This is a genomic window from Micromonospora sp. NPDC006766 (assembly GCF_040636055.1).
Lineage (GTDB): Bacteria > Actinomycetota > Actinomycetes > Mycobacteriales > Micromonosporaceae > Micromonospora.
In genome coordinates, this window is sequence record NZ_JBEYIX010000048.1 from 23253 (window position 1) to 45561 (window position 22309).

Here is a 22309-nt window from a genome sequence, read left to right on the forward strand (position 1 = left end):
CGGCCGGTCCCGGGGGTCACTCGCGGCGGTAATGCGAGCGGGTGTCAGGACCAGGGCGAGTTGCCTTCCGGGCCGCTGGGCGGGGTGGTGCCGTCGGCCACGATGGCGACCCGTTCGGTGCCGGTGCCGGTGCCGGTGCCGGTCGTCGCGTTGCCGAAGATGAGGGCGGCAGCGGCGGCGGCGAAAATCATGCCGAAAGCGAGCTTAACGGACGCGGTGCGGGTGTGCGTGTTCATGGTTCCTCCTGCTTTCTTGTTCGCGGATCCCGGCGGGCCGTTTGCTCCTCGCCGGTGCTGAGACGAACGCTAGGGGACCCCGCCCATCGCCTCCTTATCCCCGCGCTGCCGCATCCGGCATCGGCAGGGCTTTCCGGGTCTTCGGCCGGGGCGATAACGGGGCGACGCGCGCGATAAGAGGTCGAAGGCCGTGCGATAACGCCCAGTTGCAGGATCGGCGACGCGGCCGGCTATCCCGGCCCGTACAGGGACGTGACCCTGGACAACGACAGGCAGGTGATCAGCATGGGCATCTCGGCTCGGGCCCTCGACGGTGTATACGGCACGCCCGCCACAGGTCTGCGCGCGCGCCTCGAACAGTCGGTGGATGGATGCTGGTTGCCCATCGCGGACGCGGAGACCAATGCGGACGGCACCATCGACGATTTCGTGACCGGGCGGTTGCTGCGCGGCCCCTACCGGATCATCTTCGACAGCGACCAGTACTTCTCCGCGCTGGGCGCCAGCGCGGCCTATCCGGAAATCATCATCGTCTTCCGGCTGCGAAGCGAATCGCGCACCTGCCAGGTCCAGGTGCTGATGACTCCGTACTCGTACTCGTTGTACTTCGGCGATCGGGCCTGACCCGACCGGCTCAGAGAGGAATGGCCAGTGAGGAGCAACCCGTTCATTTCGCGGCGCTACCCGATGCCGGCGACCGTGGACCTTCCCGACCGCACCTGGCCGGCCCGCACCATCGACACCACGCCCCGCTGGCTGAGCACCGACCTGCGCGACGGCAACCAGTCGTTGGTCAATCCGATGACCCCGGACCGCAAGCTGGCCATGTTCAACCTGCTGGTGGAGATGGGCTTCACCGAGATCGAAGTCGGTTTCCCGGTGGCCAGCCAGGACGATCACGACTTCCTGCGGCTGCTCATCGAGCGTGACCTGATCCCGGACGACGTTCGCATCTCGGTTCTGGTCCAGGCCCGCGACGAGCTGATCCGGCAAACCGTGGAGAGCCTGGCGGGTGCCCGGCAGGCCACCCTGCACCTGTACAACGCGACCTCGCCGCAGTTCCGCCAAATGGTATTCGGGCTGTCCCGCTCGGAATGCAAGGACCTCGCGGTGCAGGGCACCCGACTATTCATGAAATACGCCGAGCGCACACTCGCCGACTGCGACCTCGGCTTCCAGTACTCGCCCGAGCTGTTCGCCGACACCGAGCTGGACTTCTCCCTGGAGGTCTGCGAGGCGGTCATGGACGTGTGGCAGCCAGAGCCGGGCCGGCCGATCACGCTCAACTTCCCGACCACCGTGGAGCGGACCACGCCCAACGTCTTCGCCGACCAGATCGAGTGGCTCGACCGGCGGCTGTCCCGCCGCGAGCACGTCTGCCTCTCGGTCCACCCGCACAACGACCGCGGTACCGGGGTGGCCTCCGCCGAACTCGCGGTGCTCGCCGGCGCCCAACGCATCGAGGGCTGCCTGTTCGGCAACGGCGAACGGGCCGGCAACGTCTGCCTGGTCACGCTCGCGCTCAACCTGCTGACCCACGGCGTCGACCCGGGGCTGGACCTCAGTGATTTGAACCGGATCCGCCGGACCGTGGAGTGGTGCAACGAGATTCCGGTGCACCCGCGGCACCCGTACGGCGGGGACATGGTCTTCACCGCGTTCTCCGGCTCACACCAGGACGCGATCAAGAAGGGCTTTGACGCGCGGGCCCGGGCCGTTGGCCAGGGCGCGGACCCGGAGCGGCTGCGGTGGGAGGTGCCGTACCTGCCGCTGGACCCGCACGACGTGGGCCGGACGTACGAGTCGGTGGTGCGGATCAACAGCCAGTCCGGCAAGGGCGGGGTGGCGTACGTGCTCAGCTCTCGCCAGGGCCTGGAACTGCCCCGGGAGTTGCGGATCGAGTTCGCCGGCAGGGTGCAGGCGGCCGCCGACGAGCGGGGTTGCGAGATCGAGCCGGACGAGGTGAGCCGGATGTTCCTGGACGAGTACGCCTCACCCCGGTTCGTCACCGTCCCGGTCACGTTCCGCAAGCCGGTGCCGACCACCCTGCACGTACAGGGAGACGCCTTCGCCGTCGGGGCGAGCCGGGCCGACGCGCTCGGTGACCTGGAGGCACACCTGGCGTCCTGGGGCATGCAGGTGCACGAGGTGCACCGGATCGGCGTGAGCGCCGCCGACTCCCGCCGGAACGACGTGGTCGTCTACGCCGAGTGCCTGATCGAGCAGCGCCGGGTCTGGGGTGTCGGCACCGCCGCCGATCTGGACGCCGCCGCCCGGGCCGCGGTGCGCGCCGCGATCACCCGGGCGCTGCCGGCCGAGGCACCCCGGCGTACCCCGATGACGCGGCGCTGGGAACGCGCCAGCTGAGCTCATCGCACGTGGCAGGCCCGCGCCGACGGCGCGGGCCACACGTCGATAGGGGTCGCCTCGTACCACGGAGTCAGGGGTGTACGACGCGGTGAGCGCTTGATTACGGTCGATGGCATCCGGTGCGCCGTTGCGCACCGGCACCGGGCACCGTCTCCCGCCTCCAGCGTTGGTGGTCGCGCCGCGCTCCGCCCGAGGAACCAGGTGACTTCGATGATCACTGCCCCGATCCCTTCGAAACTTTCGTACGACGATCTCGCCATCCTGCGGGAGCGGTGCGCCGCCGACCCCCCTCCCGCCCCCGGCCGGCCCTCGGAATGAGTGCGGCGCTGCGCCCCAAGGCCCGGCTGCTCGGCCCGACGCTGGTGCTGGCGATGGCGTTGCCGACCTCGGTGCTCTACTCGGTCGGGGCGGTCGGCGCGCAGCTCACCGCGGCGCTCGGCGTCTCCCGGTCCGCGTTGGGCGCCCTGCCGACGGCGGTGTTCGGGACGGCGGCGATGTTGTCGCTGTGGTCGGGAGGCCTGGTCGACCGGATCGGCGCCCGGGCCGCGCTGCTCACCCTCTTCAGCGTCGCCACCACCGCGTTCGTGCTGATGGGGCTGGCCTCCGGTTACGCCGGGCTGCTGGCCGCGATGATCCTGAGCGGCGTCGGCCAGGCCATGTCCAACCCGGCCACCAATCTGGCGATAACCGAGAACGTCGAGCCCGCCGCCCGAGCCGGTGCGGTCGGCCGCAAACAGGCCGGCGTGCAGCTCTCGGCACTGGTGGTGGGCCTGGCCGCACCGCTGCTCAGCGGGCTCGCCGGCTGGCGGGCGGTGCTGCTGGCCGGTGCGCCGCTGGCGCTGTTCGCCCTGGTGATGACCGCGTCGACGCTGCCGGCCCGGCCGCTCGGGCCGGCCGTCCGGCGGGCACCCGGCTGGCGTCCCGCCCGGCCCAACCGCTATCTGGCATTGCTGATGGCGTTCCTGGCCGCGCTGGGGTGCGGGGTGTCCGCGGTGGCCACCTTCACCACGCTCTACGGCCAGGAACGGCTGCACCAGCCACCCGGGACATCCGCGTTGCTGATCGCGGCGTTGGGCGTGGCCGGGGTGGCGTCCCGCCTGATCTGGTCACGTCATGCGGCGGCGCTTCCGCTGCTGAGCCCGCTGCTGCGCCGGCTGGCGGCAGGCGCGGCGGTGTCCGCGGTGCTGATCTGGGCCGGCGCCGAGCTCGGGCCGGCCGCGTTGTGGATCGGCACGGTCGGAGTCGGCGCCACCGCGGTCGGCGCGAACGCCGTCACCATGGTCCTGATCGTGCGCGACCGGCGGTCCGGCCCGCTCGGTCCGTCTTCGGCGCTGCTCTCGCTGGGGTTCTTCACCGGATTCGTACTCGGGCCGATCCCGCTCGGCGCGATCGCCGACACCCTCGGGTACGGCCCGGCCTGGCTCGCCGTCGCCGGACTGTTTCTGCTGGCGGCGGGCCTGGCCGGGCTGGTGCTCCGGCATGAGAGCGCCCCCCGGGTAGCCCCGCCGGAGCGCGGCGGCTCGCTCGGGCCGGAAGTCACCGCCGCCGGCCGTTCCGGATCGCCTCGATGATCCTGGGCCGCAGCTCGGCGGCCCGGATCACCGCGTCCACCGAGCCGACGTCGACGGCCCGCTGGACGCTGTGCACCCGGTCGAACTCGGCCGCGACCTCACCGAGCTTCTCCGCTCGGACCGCGACGCGCAGCTCGGCGAGCCGGGCGTGCAACGTGGCCCGCTCGGCGCCGGTCGCGGCGGTGACCTCGGCCTGCAAGGCGGTCACCCGCGGATCGGCGGCGGTGCGGTTGTTCACCTCGCCGGTGAAGACCACGGCCGCCGCCGGCGCGCCACCGAGCACCGACGCGAACGATCCTTCCAGGGCCAGCACCGTCATGTTCGGGTTGAGCGCCTTGGAGAAGACCACGAACGCGCCGCCGTGGTAGCGGGAGATGACGCAGAAGACGATCGGGCCGCGGAAGTTGACGATGGCCCGACCGATCTCCGCGCCGTACTCCAGCTGGAGTTTGCGCATCGATTCGGGGGAGCCGTCGAAGCCGGACAGGTTGGCCAGCACGACCAGCGGGCGGTTGCCGCTGGCCGCGTTGATCGCCCGGGCGGCCTTCTTCGACGAGCGGGGGAACAGCGTGCCCGCGGTGTAGGTGTCGGGCCCGTCGGTGGGCGGGAAGCCGCGCCGCGACACCGAGCGGGATTCGATGCCGAGCAGGCAGACCGGCATGCCACCGAGGTGCGCGTCCTGCACGACCGCGGTTTCCGCGTCGGCCATTCCGGCCCAGCGTTCGAGCACGGCGTGGTCCTGGTCGGCGAGGGCCCGCATGACGCTACGGATGTCGAACGGCTTCTTCCGATCCGGGTTCGCCGTCGCGGAGAAGATCTCTCCGATGGTGGTGAACTCACTGCCGGCCGCCGTATGCGGGAAGTTTGAAATGTCACGATCGACCGGGTCGGAGCTGACGGTCGACCTCGGCCCGGACTCGCCGGGCACGACATAGGTGTGGGCGTAGTGGGCCATGAGCAGGTCCCGGGCAGCCGTCAGGTTCGGCGCCCAGTACTGCGCCTGCCCGTTGGGTCCCATCACCCGGTCATAGCCACCGATACCGAAGTTGTCCTCCGCCGACACCCCACCCGAGAAGTCCAGTGACTGTTTCCCGGTGAGCACCATCGCCGAGTCCGGCGTCATCACGAGGATGCCCTTGGTGTGCATCAGCATCGTCGCCTCAGCGTTCCAGTACGGCTGCGCCCCCACATTGATCCCCGCGACCACGATGTTGATTTCACCGCCGGCCTGCGTGAACTCCACGATCCGCTTCAACGCCGCGGCCACCCAGTCCATGTTCTCGGTGCCGGAGGTCATTGAGATCCGAGCGCCCGAGGACAGCGCGTACCACTCCAGCGGCACCCGCATCTGTTCCGCCAGGTCGAGGGCCGCGATCACCCGCCGGCACTCCGGTTCGGACAGCGCCCCCAGCGACTTGGTCGGATCCCCCAGCAGCACCACCCGGGTGACACCCTCGGGGTGACGATCGGTGACTGTCCGCACCACACCGGCGACCAGGGCCGCCGAGTTTCTGCCCTTGGGCCGATCCACCGGCACGAGCGCGTGCCGCTCATCGAGGTCGTGTTCCTGGAACGCACCCAGCCACTCCGTCAGCTGGTACGGATAGACCGTCCCGCGCCGCGCCGCCCGCAACACCTTCTGCCGATACTCGTCCAGCGGCCGCACCGGCTCACTCACCGGCTTGCCCACCTCGATGCGCGCGCCCTGCCCCGGGTCGAGGACGATCCGCACCGCCACCTCGTCCGGCCGCCGGGCGATGACCAGGATCTCTTCGAGGCCCGCCCCGGCCGTGGTCGGCAGGATCCGGCGGACCAACGCGTCCAGGTCGTCGCGGGAGAGGTCGGCCTCGGGCCAGGCGTACATCACGATCCGGTTGGAGTCGAAGCGCCGGTGCGCCGGCCGCTGCGCCTGGACCGCGCGGATCGCGTCCAGGCTGGACGCGATCGCCGCCTCCGCGGTGGGCAGCGCGACCAGCCGGCCGTCCGCGTCGCAGAGCGGCGTCAGGTCGCGGATCTGGTTCATCGCGATCAGCCGCTCGTCCGCCGGGTTGCTCCGCGCCGTCGCCCGGAACAGGTAGATCTCCTCGTCGGCGGCCGGCAGCCGGGTCAGGTCGAACTCGCTCAGCAGTGGCAGTTGCAGGCGCTCGGCGAGCCGCGGGTGCAGGCCCCGGATCAGCAGGTCCTCGGTAAAGGTCCCGGACTCGCGGCGGAAGGTGAAGTGATGGTGCACGGCGCCGCCGGGAGCGGCGACCACGACGGTGACCCGGCGTACGTCCTCGGGCTGCGGATGCCCGGCGATCAACTCCCCGAGCCGGGCCGCCATCGCGTCGGCGTCGGGCTGCCCGGGCCAGGCGACGTACAGGTCGACGTCGACCGCGCCCTCGCCGGCCGCCAGCGTGGCCAGCCCGGCCAGGACGCGGTCCAGCTCGTCGTAGGCCACGGCGGCCGAGATCAGCCCCGACCCGGCCACGAACGAGCAGCCCCCGGACGACCGTGCCACGACCGTGCCGAGCCCGCCGTCGTCGTAGTGCCGGCGGGCCTGCACCTCCAGCAGCGCCGCATGATCCCGGCCGGGCCGCCCGATCCGCTGCCCGAACAGCCGGACCAGTGGCTCGGAGCGGGCGACCATACGCTCGATCCGGTCCGCCCGGTCCGGTGCGTCCGGGTGCTGGTCCAGATAGCGCAGGTCGGCACGGACCGCGGCGTACACCTCGGCCCGACCGCGGCGCAGCAGCGGCTGGGCGAACCAGCGGAACACCACGCCGCGCGCGAGGTCGGAGACCGAGGGGAAGCGCACCTGGGTGGCCTCGATCAGGTGCTCCAGGACTCGCCCGGCGCGTTCGGGCTCCACCGGTGGTGGGTCGGCCAGCCAGCGCCGGAGCACCTCGGAGACGACCGCGACGTCGTCCGGCACCCGCTGCTGGGCCAGGAAGGCCCGGAAGACGGCATCCTCCAGCTCCGGGGTGCGCTCCAGGCTGCCGACTCCGTAGTGGCCGAACACCCGGGTCAGCCGGCTCTCGAAGGCCGCGGGCAGGCCGGCCCGTTCGGCGTCCAGGCTGCGCAGGTAGCTGTGGAAGTGCTCGCGCGGGCTGTGCACCGCACTGCCCGGTTCGGTCTTCAGGTCGACGCCGGGCTTGTTGCGGCTCAGCTCGAGCAGGTCGGCGAAGACCGTGAGCAGGTCGAGCTCACCGGGCAGGGGGGTGCTGTCGAGCTCCGCGCGAGCGGCCAGGTATCCGGCGAGGACCTGCTTCCGGTGCTCCGGGTCGGTGTCGTAGCCGAGCAACAGGGCACGTAGCTCGCGCAGGCCACGCTCGACCCGGTCGGTCGCGGGCGCCTGCGGCGGCTCGGCCGGGAGGTCGATCTCGATCTTCGCGTCGGGTCGCGCGTCGGCCGTGGCGGATTCCGCACCGGCGATCGGCTCCAGGCGCAGCAGCGGCGCGCCGGTCTCGACCTGGCTGCCCACGGCGACCGGGCACTCGCGCACCCGGGCCCGGAACGGGGCGCGGAGCACGGTCTCCATCTTCATGCTCTCCAGCACCAGGATCGGGGCGTCCGCGGCCACCTCGTCACCCACCGCGAGGGGCGTCGCGACCACCAGTGCCGGGGCCGGGGCGCGGACCACGCCGCCCTCGTCCCGGCTGATCCGGTGGGTCACGCCGTCGACCTGGACGGTGTGGACCGGGCCGTGGGTTGCCGACACCACCCGGAACCGGCGCCCGTTGACGGTCAGCCGGCCGGTGTGCGCGTCGTGCCGCTCGACCGCAACGTCGGCGTGGTGGACGTCACCGCCAGCCGTGGAGATGCCGACCCGGAAACGGTTGCCGTCCGCCCGGGCCACCTGGACGCGGTAGCCGACGCCGCGGAGCTTGAGGTCCAGCGGGCGGCCGCTCTCGTGCCGGGTCTGCGGACGCCCGCCCCGGGCGGTGGCGAGCAGCCGCTGCCGGGTGACCTCCTCCTCGTCCTGGTAGGCCTCGATGCCGGCGGCGGCCAGGGCGACGGCCGAGTGCCGGTGGGAGACCAGGCGGCCCTGTGCGCGTACCCGGTCGATCCAGCCGGTGTCGGCGCTACCGTCGATGACCTCGGGCTGGTCGAGCAGGTCGAGCACGAAGCTCCGGTTGGTGGCGCCGCCCTCGATGATGACGGTCGTGTCGGCCATCGCCCGGCGCAGCCGGCCCAGCGCCTCGGCCCGGTCCCGCCCATACGCGATGATCTTGGCGATCATCGAGTCGAAGGCGGCCGGGATGCGGTCGCCCTCGCTGACCCCGGTGTCCACCCGGATGCCGGGCCCGGCCGGCAGCGACAGTCGGGTGATCCGGCCGGGCGACGGCGCGAAGTCGCGGTCGGGGTCCTCGGCGTTGAGCCGCGCCTCGACCGCGTGCCCGGCCTCGGCCGGCGGCGCGCCCTCCAGCCGGCCGCCGGCGGCCACGTGCAACTGGAGCTTGACCAGGTCGGTGCCGGTGGTGATCTCGGTGATCGGGTGCTCCACCTGGAGCCGGGTGTTGACCTCGAGGAAGGCGAACAGCTTTTCCCCGGGGTGAAAGAGGAACTCGACCGTGCCGGCGCCGCGGTAGCCCACCGCCAGGGCCAGCCGCACGGCCGACGACTTCAACTCGGCGGCCTGCTCAGGAGTCATGACGGGGGAGGCCGACTCCTCGATGACTTTCTGGTTGCGGCGCTGCACGGAGCAGTCGCGGACGCCCAGCGCCCAGGCGGTGCCCTGGCCGTCCGCGATGACCTGCACCTCGACGTGCCGGGCGCCGGTGACCAGGCGCTCCAAGAAGACCACCCCGGAGCCGAACGCTCGCAGCGCCTCCTGGCTGGTGCGCTCGTACGCCTCGGTCAGGTCGGCGGCCGAGGCCACCATGCGGATGCCGCGCCCGCCGCCGCCCGCGGTGGCCTTGAGCATCAGCGGATAGCCGATCTCGTCGCCGGCGCGCAGCGCCTCCTCCAGCGTGGCCACCTCGCCGCGGCTCCACGGCGCGACCGGCACGCCGACCTCCTCGGCGATCAGCTTCGAGCCGATCTTGTCGCCGAGCTTGCGCATCGCCTCCGGGCTCGGCCCGACGAAGGCGACCCCGATCGACTCGCACAACTCGGCGAACGTCGGATCCTCGGCGACGAAGCCCCAGCCCACCCAGGCGGCGTCCGCCCCGGTCTCGACCAGGGCTCTCTTCAGCACGGCGTGGTCGAGGTAGGGTCGGGCGGCGGCGGGACCCAGGGGGTAGGCGAGGTCCGCCTCCCGGACGAAGGTCGCGCTACGGTCCTCGTCGGTGTACAAAGCCACCGTCTGGATGCGCGTACCGGTTTCCGCCGAGAGATCCCGGACAGCGTGGACGAGCCGCATCGCGGCCTCGCCTCGGTTGACGATCGCGACACGCTCGAACACCGCTGAGCCTCCCCACTCTCACACGTATCGATGTGCCCGAGGAACACCCGTCGGGGTTCGGGCTTGACGGACAGTAACGTGCGGCGCGGAACCGGCGACACCCCTAAAACCCCAAGATTGCGGGCTTCTCGAGGCGGCCTGATCACGGGTGGGCGCCCCGGTTGTGCCTTCTGCCCTGGGCAGATCCGCTCACCGTGAACGGGACACCCTGGCCAGGCCGCCCCGGGGCAGGCTGGGGCGTATGAGACTGCTGGTGTTGGGTGGGACGGGATTCGTCGGTGGGGCCGTGGTGTCCGAGGCGGTAGGGCGTGGCTGGTCGGTGACGGTGTTCAACCGGGGGCTGCACGGCGGCGTGCCGGTGGGCGTACGCCGGTTGCGGGGTGACCGGACGGCACCCGACGGATTGGCGGCGCTCGCCAGCGGTGAGTGGGACCTGGTGGTGGACACCTGGGACGGTGCGCCCCGGGCCGTGCGGGACGCCGCCCGCGCGCTCGCCGGTTCGGTAGGGCACTACGGCTACGTCTCCAGCGGTTCGGTCTACGCCGAGCCGGTGCAGCCGGGCTCGGCCGAGGAAGCGCCGGTCGTCGAGGCGTCAGCCGACGCGGTCGACGGCGACTATCCGCAGCTCAAGGCCGGCGCGGAGCGGGCCGCGGTGGAGGTCTTCGGCGAGCGGGCGCTGCTGGCCCGCGCCGGGCTGATCCTCGGGCCGGGTGAGGACATCGGGCGGCTGCCGTGGTGGCTGCGGCGAATCGCCCGGGGCGGGGAGGTGCTGGCCCCGGGGCCACGCGACCTGCCGGTGCAGTACATCGACGTCCGGGACCTGGCGAGCTGGCTGCTGGATCGGTGTGCCGAGGGCGTCGGCGGGGCGTACAACGTGGTGGGCCGCAGCGGGCACACGACGATGGGTGAGCTGCTCGACGCGGCGGTGGCGGTGACCGGTGCCGACGCGGCGCTGCGCTGGACGGACCCGGAGCCGATCCTGGCCGCGGGCGTCATGCCCTGGAACGACCTGCCGATCTGGATTCCACCGGGCCACGAGTTCCGGTGGATGCAGGAGCGCGACGTCGAGCGCGCGTACGCGGCGGGGCTGGTCTGCCGGCCGGTCGCGGACACGGTCGCCGACACCTGGCGCTGGCTGTGCGAGGTGGGCCAGGTGCCGCCCCGCGCCGGCCGGCCGGCCCGGGCCCCGGTGGGGCTCGACTCCGAGCGCGAGGCGGAACTGCTGGCCGGCGTCGACCGGGCGGTCTGAGGAGGGGTGCCGCCGGCCGCTCCCCGTCGAGGGAGGCAGGGCGGCGGGCTCAGGCCGACGCCACCGGCAGGTCGAGCACCTCGTCGACGGGGCGGCGCGGGGTGGCGGTGCCGGGCTGGCCGTAACCGATCCGCAGGCCCATCTGCGGGGTGCCGAACCGGCCCAGGGAGAGCCGCAGCGCCTCCCGCGCCCCGGACACCTCGATCGGCTGGGAGATCATCGACACGCTCAGCCCGGCGTCGGTGGCCGTCAGCAGCACCCGTTGCAGGGCCTGGCCGGCGACGATCTGGTCGGCCGTGGTGTTGCCCGCCGAGCCCAGCACCGCGACCAGCGGCTCCGGCTCGAAGTCCCGTCCCGGGGCCCGGTCGCGGCCTCCGAAGCCGCGCTGCGGCAGCAGGTCCTGCGGCTCGCCCCGCGGACCGCCGGCGGCGGCCGGCACGCCGTCGGGGGCGGGCTCGGAGCGGATCCAGGCGGTCCGCTCGGCCACGTACGCGGGGTCGCGTTCGAGGACGCGGTGGGCGCTGCGGGTGATCTCGGCGAACGCGTTGACCGCGCCGGTGCCGATCAGCAGCTCCAGCCAGCAGTGCTCGGCCCGGGCGGCCTCGCCGATCCGCCACCGGGCATCGGCGGGGACCGGATCGGGCCAGAACGGGGCGCGGTTGCTGAACCGGCGGCTGATCGCCGCGTGGAGGATCTGTTCGTTGGGGGTGGGGCGGCGCGGCACGTCCGGGACCAGCCGGGCCACCACGTTCGGGTCGGCGGGGTACGGGCGGAGCCGGACCGTGGCCGGGGTGCCTGCCACGGCGAGCGCCAGCCGCAGGTTGAACAGGACCGCCCCGGCGGCGATCCGGGCGCCCCAGCCGCTCGGGTCGGTGGCCGGCAGCCGGCGCAGCGGGTCAACGGAGAGCTCGATTCCGCCGTCGCGCAGCCGGAAGCGCCACGGCTGGGTGTTGTGCAGGGACGGTGCCCGGACGGCGTCGGTGACGGCGGACCGCAGCTGCTCGACGGTGAAGCCGGTGGTCATGGTGCTGCTCCTTCCGCGGTGGGCGGTGCCGCCGCCCGGTTGGTTCCCCTCAACACTGCGTCAACCAGGGGTTTTGCGAGCAGGGCCCAAGGTCCCCACCTCGGCGGGACCGTCTGCCCACACGGCCGCGTCACGGGTAGGGACCTTCGGCCCGTGCGCGACACCGGGGCGTGGCGGTAGAAAGGACGAATGATCCGGGTGTTCCTGCTCGACGACCATGAGGTCGTCCGTCGTGGCCTTGCCGACCTGCTCACCAGTAGCGGTGACATCGAGGTGGTGGGCGAGTCCGGCTCCGCCCCGGAGGCGGCCCGCCGCATCCCGGCGCTCCGCCCCGACGTGGCGATCCTCGACGCCCGGCTGCCCGACGGCAACGGCATCGACGTGTGCCGGGACGTTCGTGCCGTGGACTCTTCGATCAAGGGCCTGATCCTCACCTCGTACGAGGACGACGAGGCGCTCTTCGCCGCGATCATGGCCGGTGCCGCCGGCTATGTGCTCAAGCAGATCCGGGGCACCGACCTGGTGGACGCGGTGCGCCGGGTGGCGGCCGGGCAGTCCCTCCTCGACCCGGCGATCACCACCCGGGTGCTGGAGCGGATCCGCAGCGGCGTCGAGCAGCCGCGCGAGCTGAAGTCGCTCACCGAGCAGGAGCGGCGGATCCTGGAGTACGTGGCCGAGGGGCTCACCAACCGGGAGATCGCCGGCAAGATGTTCCTCGCCGAGAAGACGGTGAAGAACTACGTCTCCAGCGTGCTGGCCAAGCTCGGCCTGGAGCGGCGTACCCAGGCGGCCGTGCTGGCCACCCGGTTGCTCGGCCAGCGGCACTGAGGCGTCGCCGCCGGCCCCGGACGGCCGCGTCCGGCGGCCCGGCCGCTCAGTCGTGCAGCGGGACGCTCCAGCGCACCTCGGTGCCGTGCGGCCGCACCCGGCTCAACTGGAATTCACCGCCGAGGCGTTCGGCCCGTTCGCGCAGGTTCACCAGGCCGCTACGGGCCGCCTCCGGATCGCACCCGACCCCGTCGTCGCTGACCGTCACCGTCACCCAGCCGGCGTCGACCTTGACCGTCACCGACACCCGGTCGGCCTGCGCGTGGCGTACGGCGTTGGACAGCGCCTCCCGCAGCACGGCGGTGAGCTCGGGGCGCAGCCCGTCCGGCACGGCGCTGTCGATCGGGCCGACCAGGTCCAGGTGGGGCCGGTAACCCAGCGACTCGGCGGCGAGTTCGATCGCGTCGCGGATCTCGGTGCGCAGGGCGGCGCTCATCGGCGTGCGCAGCTCGAAAATCGTCCGCCGGATGTCCCGGATGGTGGCGTCCAGGTCGTCGACGGCCGCGTTGATCCGCTTGGCCACCTCGGGGCGGGCGTTCATCGGCGCGGTGCTCTGCAACTGCAGGCCGGTGGCGAAGAGCCGCTGGATCACCACGTCGTGCAGGTCACGGGCGATCCGCTCGCGGTCCTCCAGGACCGCCAGCAGCTCCCGCTCCTCCTGGCCGCGGGCCCGCTCCATGGCCAGCGCGGCCTGGCCGGCGAAGCTGTTCAGTAGCGCGACGTCGTCATCGCCGCCCGCGTGGTCGGCGCGGTGGGCGATCACCAGGACACCGTGCAGGATGTCCGCCGTGGCGAGCGGGGCGAGGACCGCCGGGCCGGCGATCACCGGCCGTGGCCAGGAAGCGGCCTCGGCGAGGTTGCCCAGCAGGTCGTGGCGGCGCTCGATGACCGAGCCGGCGAAGGTGGTCTCGGCGGCCGGCAGCACCGCGCCGACCATCGCCCGGGCGTCCTCGTCCATGCCGTCGACCACCTCGACGGTGAACTGCTCCTCGTCCTCGTCGTAGAGCAGCACCAACGCCAGCTCCGCCTCGGCGACCTCCCGGGCCCGGCGGGCCACCAGGGTCAGCGCGTCGGTGCGCCGCACCTCGCCGAGCAGCACCGAGGTGATCTCGGCGGTGGCGGCCAGCCACCGTTCCCGCCGGTGGGCGAGGGCGTAGAGGCGGGCGTTCTCGATCGCCACGCCGGCCGCGGCGGCCAGCGCCACCACGATCTCCTCGTCGTCCTCGGTGAACTCGGCCGCGCCCTGCTTCTCAGCGAGGTAGAGGTTGCCGAAGACGTGGTCGCGGATGCGGACCGGCACGCCGAGGAAGCTGTGCATCGGCGGGTGGTTCGGCGGGAAGCCGTACGACTTGGCATGCCGGGTGATGTCCGGCATGCGCAGCGGTCGGGGTTCGTCGATGAGCAGGCCCAGCACGCCCCGGCCGTGCGGCAGGTCGCCGATCGTCGCGCGCAGCTCGTCGCCGATGCCGTGGACGATGAAATCGTGCAGCAGCCGGTCGGGGCCGATCACCCCGAGCGCGCCGTACTTCGCGCCGACCAGCTCGCACGCCGCCTGCACGATCCGTTGCAGGGTGCTGCGCAGGTCGAGGTCGGTGCCGATGCCCACCACCGCGTCGAGCAGGGCCCGCAGCCGTTCCCGGCTGGTGACCACCTCACCGACCCGGTCCAGCATCTCCTGCAACAGCTCGTCGAGCCGTACCCGGGACAGCGGGGTCAGCCCGAGCGAGGGAGTGACGTGTTCGTGCCGGGGATTCGGTGCGCTGGCCACCGGGCGATGATATCGCCCGGCGACCGCCGGGAACGACGCGTCAAGCGTGGCCGGCGCGTACCGCGGAGGTGTCGACGATTTCCTCAGTCGCCAACCGCGGGGTGTGCGGTGGTCCCGCGTGTGCCGGGTCCGCGAGCCCCAGCCGCAGCGCCAGGTACGGGTAGCCGAGCCCGGCCAGTATCCGACGTACGGTGAGGCGGGTGCCCTCCACCTCCACCACGCCGCTGAGCGGCACCATCGACACGCCGAGCCGGGTGGCGGCCAGCCAGGCCGCGGAGAGCCCCTCGCCGGCGCGCAGCCAGTTCTCCGGCTCGTCCTCGGTGTCCCAGACAATGCCGTAGACGGCGGCCCGGTCGTGCCCGGAGCTGATCGGCAGGGTGCCGGGCCGGCCGAAGTCCCGGCCCGGCACGGTGGTCTGGGGGGCCTGCTCGGGCAGCACCTCGGGCGGCAGGCCGGTGCCGGTGCCGGCCCGGCTGGTCCAATATTCCAGCTCCTCGCGCAGCTCCGGGTCCTCCGCCGAGACCGCGGCGGCCTGCGCCGCGGCGGCGGCCAGCTCCATCACCTGGTCGCGGTGGAGAATCTGGAGCCGTACGCCCTCCGCGTCGGCCGCCCGGACGATCTCGTCGAGGGCCGGGCCCGGCACCGGCTCCTCGCGCACCGGCCGGCGGTCGGTGCGCCGGACCTGCATGCACTGCACGAGGCGCATCGCGTCCGGGTCCGCCCCGGCGTGCCGGACGTCGGTGAGCCGGGCGAGTAGCTCCGGCTGCTCGGGGTCGGGCAGCCGCCGCACCTGCGCCGTCCAGCCCTCGGCGGCCAGCGCCACGCGCGCGTGGTGCAGCGCCGCGCCGCAGCTCAGCGTGACCAGCCGGTTTTCCGGGTCGGTGGCGGCGAGCCGGGGGTCGCGCACCATCCGCAGTTCCAGCGCGTCGGGAAGGACCTTCCAGCGCCACGGCTGAGTGTTGTGCACCGAGGGGGCGCGACCGGACGTCGCGGCGGCCTTGGCGAGCGCGGTGGTCAGCGCCTGGTCCGTAGCCGGCGTCTCGTGGCTCATCGTCTCGACCTTTCCGTTTCTGCCCATCGTGCCCCACGCCGGTGGCGCCCGAGCGGGGTATGCCGCTTCATCCTCTGCCATCCGGTGGCCGGTCGCAGGGTACGGGAGCCCCGCGCCGCCCGGGCCTTTCGACCCGCTGGAATACCCGCGTTTGCCCTGTTCCCCCTGCCGGACCGCTGAGACGATCCGCACGTGGACGCGGAACCGCGCGAGTGCGTATCCGAGCGGCCGGCGCGGCGGCGCCGGGTGGACTGGCGGCAGTGGGCCCCGCTGACCCTGCTCACGGTGGCCGGGCTGGTCGGCGCCGGGTTGTGGCTCGCCGGGCTGCGCGGCGTGGCCCAGCTGATCTGGGCGGCGGTGACCGTGGTGGCGCTGGTGCCCACCACCTGGGCGACGCTGCGACAGTTGTGGCGCCGGCAGTTCGGGGTGGACGTGATCGCCGTGCTGGCCCTGCTCGGCACGCTGCTGACCAGGGAGTACCTGGCCGGTGCGGTGATCGCGGTGATGGTCGCCACCGGGCAGGCGCTGGAGAACTACGCCGAGCGGCGGGCCAGCCGGGACCTGCGCGCGCTGCTGGAACGCGCCCCGCGCCGGGCCCGCCGGCGTACCGCCGACGGGAGTATCGAGGTGGTGCCGCTGGACCAGGTGTCGGTGGGGGACCGGCTGGTGGTCGGCCCCGGCGACGTGGTGCCGGTGGACGGGACCGTCGAGGAGCCCGCGACGCTGGACGAGTCGGTGGTCACCGGCGAGTCGCGGTTGGTCACCCGCGCCGCGGGCGAGCAGGTGGCCAGCGGGGTGGTCAACGCCGGCGCCGGGTTCGGGCTGCGGGCCCGCAAGAGCGCGGCGGAGAGCACGTACGCCGGGATCGTCCGGCTCGCCGAGGAGGCCACCGCGCGCAAGGCCCCGATGGTCCGCCTCGCCGACCGGTACGCCGCCGCGTTCGTACCGTTCACCCTGGTGGTGGCCGGGGTGGCCTGGGCGCTGTCCGGCCAGTTCCTGCGCGCGGTGGCGGTGCTGGTGGTGGCCACCCCCTGCCCGCTGCTGCTGGCCACCCCGATCGCCATCGTCTCCGGGCTGTCCCGGGTGGCCCGGCGCGGGGTGCTGGTCCGCGACGGCGGGTCGCTGGAGCTGCTCGGCCGCGCCCGTACCCTGCTGATGGACAAGACCGGGACACTCACCGCCGGCCGGCCGCGCGCCGCCGAGACGGTGGTCGCGCCCGGCGGAGACCGGAACGAGGTGCTGCGGCTGGCCGCCTCCGTCGAGCAGCTCTCCCCGCACGTGCTGGCCGCCGCCCTGGTCCGGCAGGCCCGCGAGCAGGGGCTTCGCCTGCAAGAGCCGACGGACGTCACGGAGGAGCCGGGGCGCGGGGTGACCGGCCGGGTGGCAGGCCGCCTGGTCCGGGTGGGCCAGCTCGCCGGCGAGCCCCCCGACTGGGCGCATCGGGTACGCGAGCGCGCGGAGCTGGCGGGCCGGTCCACCGTCTGGGTCAGCGATGACCGTGCCCCGCTCGGCGCGATCCTGCTGGAGGATCCGGTACGCCCCGACGCCCGGCGTACCGTGCGGCGGCTCCGCGAGAGCGGGCTGAACCGCCTGGTCATGGTCACCGGCGATCGGCCGCGTACCGCCCAACAGGTCGCGCAGACCGTCGGCGTGGACGACGTGATCGCCGAGTGCTCGCCGCAGCAGAAGGTCGACCGGGTGAAGGAGGAGTCCGGTCGCGCGGTGACCGTGATGGTCGGTGACGGCGTCAACGACGCGCCGGCGCTGGCCGAGGCGCACGTCGGGGTGGCGATGGGCGCCACCGGGGCGACCGCCTCCGCCGACGTGGCCGACGCGGTGCTCACCGTGGACCGGCTGGACCGGCTCGCCGACGCCGTCGAGATCGCCCGGTACGCCCGCCGCATCGCGGTGCAGAGCGCCACCGTCGGGATGGGCCTGGCCGTCGTGGCGATGGTGGCGGCCGCCGCGGGCGGGCTGCCCCCGGTCGCCGGCGCGTTTCTCCAGGAGGGCATCGACGTGCTCGTCATCGTCAACGCGCTGCGTGCCCTTCGGGGCGGCCTGCGCCGCCAGGACGTCCCGCCGGAAACCCGGGAACTGCTCGACCGGTACGCGGGTGAGCACCACGGTGTACGCGACGTGCTGGACCGGCTGCGCGACACCGCCGACCTGGTGGCGACCCGCCCGGACGCGCCGGAGTGCGTACCGGCGCTGCGGGAGGTGCACCGCCGGCTGGTCGACGAGGTGCTGCCGCACGAGGCGGCCGAGGAACGGCATCTCTATCCGGCTGTCGCGGGGCTGCTCGGCAGCGCCGAGGCGACCTCGACGATGAGCCGGGGGCACGTGGAGATCGGCCGGCTGGTGGACCGGATCGGCGGCCACCTGGCCCAGCACCTGGACGGCCGGCTGCGCCACGACGAGGTACCCGACCTGCTCGCCGCCCTGTACGGCCTGGACGCGGTGCTGCGGCTGCATCTGGCGCAGGAAGAGGAGGACTACTTCTCGTTGAACCCGGAGGAGGGACCGGCCGCCGGCCGGTGAGGTTCAGCGTTCGCGGACCACCGCCACCGGGCACCGCGAGTGGTGGATGAGCTGTTGGCTGACCGAGCCGAGCAGCATGCCCCGCAGCCCGCCCCGGCCCCGGCTGCCGACCACCACCAGCTGCGCCTCGCGGCTCGCCTCGACCAGCAGCGCGGCCGGGTTGCCCGGCGGCACCCGGAGCTCGACCGGCACGTCCGGGAAGGTCTTGCGCCACTGGGCCAGCTCCTGCTCGACCGCCGCCCGTGCCGTGGCGGCGGCCTCCTGCGGGTCGAAGCCGGGCACCCATCGGTCACCGGGCGGCCCCCAGGCCCGCAGCACCCGCACCGGCACGTCCCGCTGGGCCGCCCGCTCGACGGCGAAGCCGAGGGCCCGCAGCGAGGATTCGGAGCCGTCCACGCCGGCCACCACCGGCCCGGAGGTGGCCGCCTGGCCGTCGCGTACCACCACGACGGGGCAGTGGGCGTGGGCGGCCACGGAGACCGCGGTGGAGCCGGCGAGCAGACCACCGAACCCACCGTGCCCCCGGCTGCCGAGCACCAGCATCCCCGCCTCGGCCGAGCGTTCCTGCAGCACCAGGGCGGGCGGGCCGTCGAAGACCTCGCCGTGCACGGTGCGACCGGGCCGGTCGGCGGCGGCCTGCGCCGCCGCCGACCGGACCAGCTCCTCGACCTGCCGGCGGGCGGTGTCGTCCGGCCAGATCCCGGGCGCCACGCCGGGGCCGACCCAGCCGACCACCGTCAGCCACTCGAAGACGTACGCCAGCCGGACCGGGCGGCCCGAGCGGTCCGCCTCGTCCAGCGCCCAGTTCAGGGCCACCGTGGCGTCGGCGGAACCGTCGTAGCCGACCAGGATCTCCTCGGAACTCATCGGTCGCTCAGCAGCCCTTGCTCGGTCTCCCGGATCCACCGCCACTCGACGACCCGGGGGTCGTCCTCGCCGTATTCCCGGGTGTGGTCGCGGCAGGACTGCCGGGCGTCGATCATCTCCTGCCGCAGGTGCGCGGCCCGCGAGGCGAGCCCGGGCACCCGGTCGATGACGTCGATGACCAGATGGAAACGGTCCAGGTCGTTGAGCATCACCATGTCGAACGGCGTGGTGGTGGTGCCCTCCTCCTTGTAGCCGCGCACGTGCAGGTTGCCGTGGTTGGTCCGCCGGTAGCTGAGCCGGTGGATCAGCCACGGGTAGCCGTGGTAGGCGAAGATGATCGGCCGGTCGCGGGTGAAGATGGTGTCGAACTCGTTGTCCGGCAGGCCGTGCGGGTGCTCCGAGGGCGGCTGCAGGCGCATCAGGTCGACGACGTTGACCACCCGGACCTTCAACTCGGGCAGGTGCTGGCGGAGCAGGTCGGCCGCGGCCAGGGTCTCCAGCGTCGGCACGTCGCCGGCGCAGGCCAGCACCACGTCCGGCTCGGTGCCGGCGTCGCTGCTGGCCCAGTCCCAGATGCCCAGACCGCGCCGGCAGTGCTGGATCGCCTCGTCCATGGTCAGCCAGTTCGGTGCCGGCTGCTTCCCAGCCACCACCACGTTGATGTAGTGCCGGCTGCGCAGACAGTGATCCATGGTGGAGAGCAGGGTGTTGGCGTCCGGCGGCAGATAGACCCGGACCACCTCGGCCTTCTTGTTCACCACATGGTCGATGAAGCCCGGGTCCTGGTGCGAGAAGCCGTTGTGGTCCTGCCGCCACACGTGGCTGGACAGCAGGTAGTTCAGCGAGGCCACCGGCTCCCGCCACGGGATGTGCCGGGTCACCTTGAGCCACTTGGCGTGCTGGTTGACCATCGAGTCGACAATGTGGATGAACGCCTCGTAGCTGGTGAAGATGCCGTGCCGGCCGGTCAGCAGGTAGCCCTCCAGCCAGCCCTGGCACAGGTGCTCCGACAGCACCTCCATCACCCGCCCGGTGGGGGAGAGGTGGTCGTCGCCGGGGACCGTGTCGCCGACGAACGCGCGGTCGGTGACCTCGAAGGCGGCGCCGAGCCGGTTGGAGGCGACCTCGTCGGGCCCGAAGAGTCGGAAGGTCTGCGGGTTTCGGCTGATCACATCGCGGACCCAGGGCCCCAGCGCGCCGGCCGCCCCGACGATCGGCTCGCCCGGCCGCTGCACATCCACCGCGTAGTCACGGAAGTCGGGCAGGTCCAGGTCGCGCAGCAGCCGCCCGCCGTTGGCCACCGGGTTGGCGCTCATCCGCCGGTCGCCCCGAGGCGGCAGGGCGGCCAGTTCGGCGACCGGGCCGCCGGTGTCGTCGAAGAGCTCCTCCGGCCGGTAGCCGCGCAGCCAGCGCTCCAGCTCGGCCAGGTGCTCGGGATTGCTTCGCACCTGGTCGATGGGCACCTGGTGGGCCCGGTAGGTGCCCTCGACCTGCTTGCCGTCGACCTGTCCGGGACCGGTCCAGCCCTTCGGCGTACGCAGAATGATCATCGGCCAGCGGGGGCGCTCGACGGGACCGCCGGAGCGGGCCCGGCGCTGGATCGCGGCGATCTCGTCGACCGCCCGGTCCAGGGTCGCGGCGAGGCTCTGGTGCACCCTGGACGGGTCGTCGCCCTCGACGACGTACGGCTGGTAGCCGTAGCCGCGCATCAGCTCGAGCAGTTCCTCGGCGGGGATCCGGGCCAGCACCGTCGGGTTGGCGATCTTGTAACCGTTGAGGTGCAGGATGGGCAGCACCGCCCCGTCCCGGGCCGGGTTGAGAAAGACGTTGGACAGCCAGCTTCCGGACAACGGCCCGGTCTCCGCCTCGCCGTCGCCGATCACGCAGGCGACCAGCAGGTCCGGGTTGTCGAACGCGGCCCCGTACGCGTGGCTGAGCGCGTAGCCCAGCTCGCCGCCCTCGTGGATCGAGCCGGGCACCTCCGGCGCCACATGGCTGGGAATGCCACCGGGGAACGAGAACTGGCGGAACAGCCGGGCCATGCCTGTCCCGTCCCGGCTCACCGAGTGGTATAGCTCGCTGTACGTCCCCTCCAGCCAGGTGTTCGCCACCAGGGCGGGGCCACCGTGGCCGGGGCCGGTGACGAAGATGGCGGACAGGTCCCGGTCGACGATGACCCGGTTGAGGTGCGCGTAGATCAGGTTGAGGCCGGGGCTGGTGCCCCAGTGCCCCAGCAGCCGCGGCTTGACGTGCTCCGGCGTCAGCGGCTCGCGCAGCAGCGGGTTGTCGAGCAGGTAGATCTGCCCGACGGTGAGGTAGTTGGCCGCCCGCCAGTAGGCGTCAAGCCTGCGCAGCTCTTCTTCGGTCAGGGGGCTGTCCATGACCCTGACCCTGCCACGCCCCCGGAGCCGAGTCCACGGACGACGATTACCGGGGCCGGCGAATGGTAGAGCAGCGTCTGGCTGACCGCGCCCAGCATGCCCCGCAGTGGTTCCTCGCCCCGCGCCGCGACCACGGCGAGCTGCGCCGAGCGGGACTGTTCGACGAGGACGTTGCCCGGATCGCCGCGCACCGTGTGACACTCGGCGGCCACCGTGGCGTGCTGGGCGGCGTACCGGGACACCGCCTCGGCGAGCAGGTCGCCGTTGTCGTCCGCTCGTCCGGGCTCGATGACCCGGATCGCGAGCAGCCGAGCCTCACGGCGGTCCGCGCAGTCGAAGGCATAGCCGAGGGCGGTGTCGCCCGCCTCCGAGCCGTCCACGCCGACCAGCACCGGCCCCTGCGGTGGCGGCCCGGCCCGGCCCACCAGCACCGGACAGCCGGCCCGGGCGGCGACCTGCACCGCCGGGGCGTCGGACGGTACGCAGGTCGGGCAGGTGGCCATTCCGCCGTCGCCGAGGGCCACCAGGTACGCCGATTCGGCGGCCCGGAGCAGCGCCTCGACGGCAGAACCCTCGACGATCTCACCCTGCACCGGGACGGCCGGGGCGACCTCCGCGGCCGCCCGCTCGGCGCGTTTCAGCAGCTCCTCCGCGGCGTCGCGCGGCCCGGCCACCGAGGGCTCCTTGAGGGCCGCCGTCCAGTCGAAGGCGTGCAGCAGGTGCAGTGGCCGGTCGTGCGCGGCGGCCTCCCGAGCGGCCACGCGGACCACCTGGAGGTTCTCCTCGGAGCCGCCGACACCGACCACCACCGCGTCGTTGGTGGGCGTGGCCATCCCGCCTCACCTCCCGACCGCGCTCTCCTCACCCACCGTAGTCGGCAGCGTGCCGGCCTCGGGCCGAGACAGTCGAACCGCTACCGCTTGCAAGGAGGGGCCCCTTGTTAACACACGTGTGTTAACAAGGGGCCCCACCGTCCCCCTCAACGGGGGGGGGGGGGGGGGTGGCCCCGGGCCCCCCCCGCGGGGGGGGTGTAGGCGCCC

The 22309-nt window shown here is 73.1% G+C and carries 14 protein-coding genes; 6 read left to right on the forward strand and 8 right to left on the reverse strand.

Features of this window, described 5'->3' with window-relative positions; translation table 11 throughout:
• Positions 1-44: 44 nt before the first annotated feature.
• Positions 45-236, reverse strand: a complete 192-nt coding sequence (locus ABZ671_RS26645) for a hypothetical protein (protein ID WP_357863054.1) — start codon at positions 234-236, stop codon at positions 45-47.
• Positions 237-488: 252 nt separating this feature from the next.
• Between ABZ671_RS26645 and ABZ671_RS26650 the strand changes: the two genes are divergently transcribed.
• The 3 genes from ABZ671_RS26650 (at position 489) to ABZ671_RS26660 (ending at position 4177) form a co-directional block, all read left to right on the forward strand.
• On the forward strand, positions 489-860 hold the full coding sequence (locus ABZ671_RS26650; protein WP_357863057.1) for a hydroxyisourate hydrolase: 372 nt from the start codon (positions 489-491) through the stop codon (positions 858-860).
• Positions 861-887: 27 nt separating this feature from the next.
• Positions 888-2603: a 2-isopropylmalate synthase gene (locus ABZ671_RS26655; RefSeq protein WP_357863061.1), complete on the forward strand. Its 1716-nt coding sequence runs from the start codon at positions 888-890 to the stop codon at positions 2601-2603.
• A gap of 275 nt (positions 2604-2878) precedes the next feature.
• Positions 2879-4177 (forward strand): MFS transporter, encoded by a 1299-nt coding sequence (locus ABZ671_RS26660; protein ID WP_357863064.1) that lies wholly within the window; start codon positions 2879-2881, stop codon positions 4175-4177.
• Here ABZ671_RS26660 and ABZ671_RS26665 read toward each other — a convergent pair.
• Complete coding sequence (locus ABZ671_RS26665; protein ID WP_357863067.1) at positions 4143-9563, reverse strand: carboxyl transferase domain-containing protein; 5421 nt, start codon at positions 9561-9563, stop codon at positions 4143-4145. The two genes, ABZ671_RS26660 and ABZ671_RS26665, sit on opposite strands and share 35 nt — an antisense overlap.
• Before the next feature lie 241 nt (positions 9564-9804).
• Between ABZ671_RS26665 and ABZ671_RS26670 the strand changes: the two genes are divergently transcribed.
• Positions 9805-10812: an NAD-dependent epimerase/dehydratase family protein gene (locus ABZ671_RS26670; RefSeq protein ID WP_357863070.1), complete on the forward strand. Its 1008-nt coding sequence runs from the start codon at positions 9805-9807 to the stop codon at positions 10810-10812.
• A 49-nt stretch (positions 10813-10861) separates the two neighbouring features.
• Here ABZ671_RS26670 and ABZ671_RS26675 read toward each other — a convergent pair whose 3' ends face one another.
• Positions 10862-11836 carry a nitroreductase gene (locus tag ABZ671_RS26675; RefSeq protein WP_357863072.1) on the reverse strand — a complete coding sequence of 325 codons (975 nt, stop codon included), beginning with the start codon at positions 11834-11836 and terminating at the stop codon, positions 10862-10864.
• A 189-nt stretch (positions 11837-12025) separates the two neighbouring features.
• On the opposite strand from ABZ671_RS26675, the gene ABZ671_RS26680 reads away from it, so the two are divergent.
• The gene (locus ABZ671_RS26680; RefSeq protein WP_357863075.1) at positions 12026-12664 is read left to right on the forward strand and encodes a response regulator transcription factor; all 639 of its coding nucleotides are present in this window, start codon (positions 12026-12028) and stop codon (positions 12662-12664) included.
• A 46-nt stretch (positions 12665-12710) separates the two neighbouring features.
• On the opposite strand, the gene ABZ671_RS26685 is transcribed toward ABZ671_RS26680, so the two are convergent.
• Positions 12711-14381, reverse strand: coding sequence for a GAF domain-containing protein (locus tag ABZ671_RS26685; RefSeq protein ID WP_357863092.1), 1671 nt, complete (start codon positions 14379-14381; stop codon positions 12711-12713).
• A 91-nt stretch (positions 14382-14472) separates the two neighbouring features.
• Positions 14473-15483 (reverse strand): nitroreductase family protein, encoded by a 1011-nt coding sequence (locus ABZ671_RS26690; protein ID WP_357863078.1) that lies wholly within the window; start codon positions 15481-15483, stop codon positions 14473-14475.
• A 192-nt stretch (positions 15484-15675) separates the two neighbouring features.
• On the opposite strand from ABZ671_RS26690, the gene ABZ671_RS26695 reads away from it, so the two are divergent.
• A complete protein-coding gene (locus ABZ671_RS26695) occupies positions 15676-18021 on the forward strand; it encodes a heavy metal translocating P-type ATPase (protein ID WP_357863080.1) in 2346 nt (781 codons plus the stop codon).
• A 3-nt stretch (positions 18022-18024) separates the two neighbouring features.
• Here ABZ671_RS26695 and ABZ671_RS26700 read toward each other — a convergent pair whose 3' ends face one another.
• From ABZ671_RS26700 to ABZ671_RS26710, 3 genes are read right to left on the reverse strand one after another with little or no spacing between them, the layout of a single operon-like run.
• On the reverse strand, positions 18025-18888 hold the full coding sequence (locus ABZ671_RS26700; protein ID WP_357863084.1) for a universal stress protein: 864 nt from the start codon (positions 18886-18888) through the stop codon (positions 18025-18027).
• A complete protein-coding gene (locus tag ABZ671_RS26705) occupies positions 18885-21269 on the reverse strand; it encodes a phosphoketolase family protein (RefSeq protein ID WP_357863087.1) in 2385 nt (794 codons plus the stop codon). The genes ABZ671_RS26700 and ABZ671_RS26705 overlap by 4 nt, the downstream gene beginning before the upstream one ends.
• The gene (locus tag ABZ671_RS26710) at positions 21254-22102 is read right to left on the reverse strand and encodes a universal stress protein (protein WP_357863090.1); all 849 of its coding nucleotides are present in this window, start codon (positions 22100-22102) and stop codon (positions 21254-21256) included. The genes ABZ671_RS26705 and ABZ671_RS26710 overlap by 16 nt, the downstream gene beginning before the upstream one ends.
• Between the last annotated feature and the right edge of the window lie 207 nt (positions 22103-22309).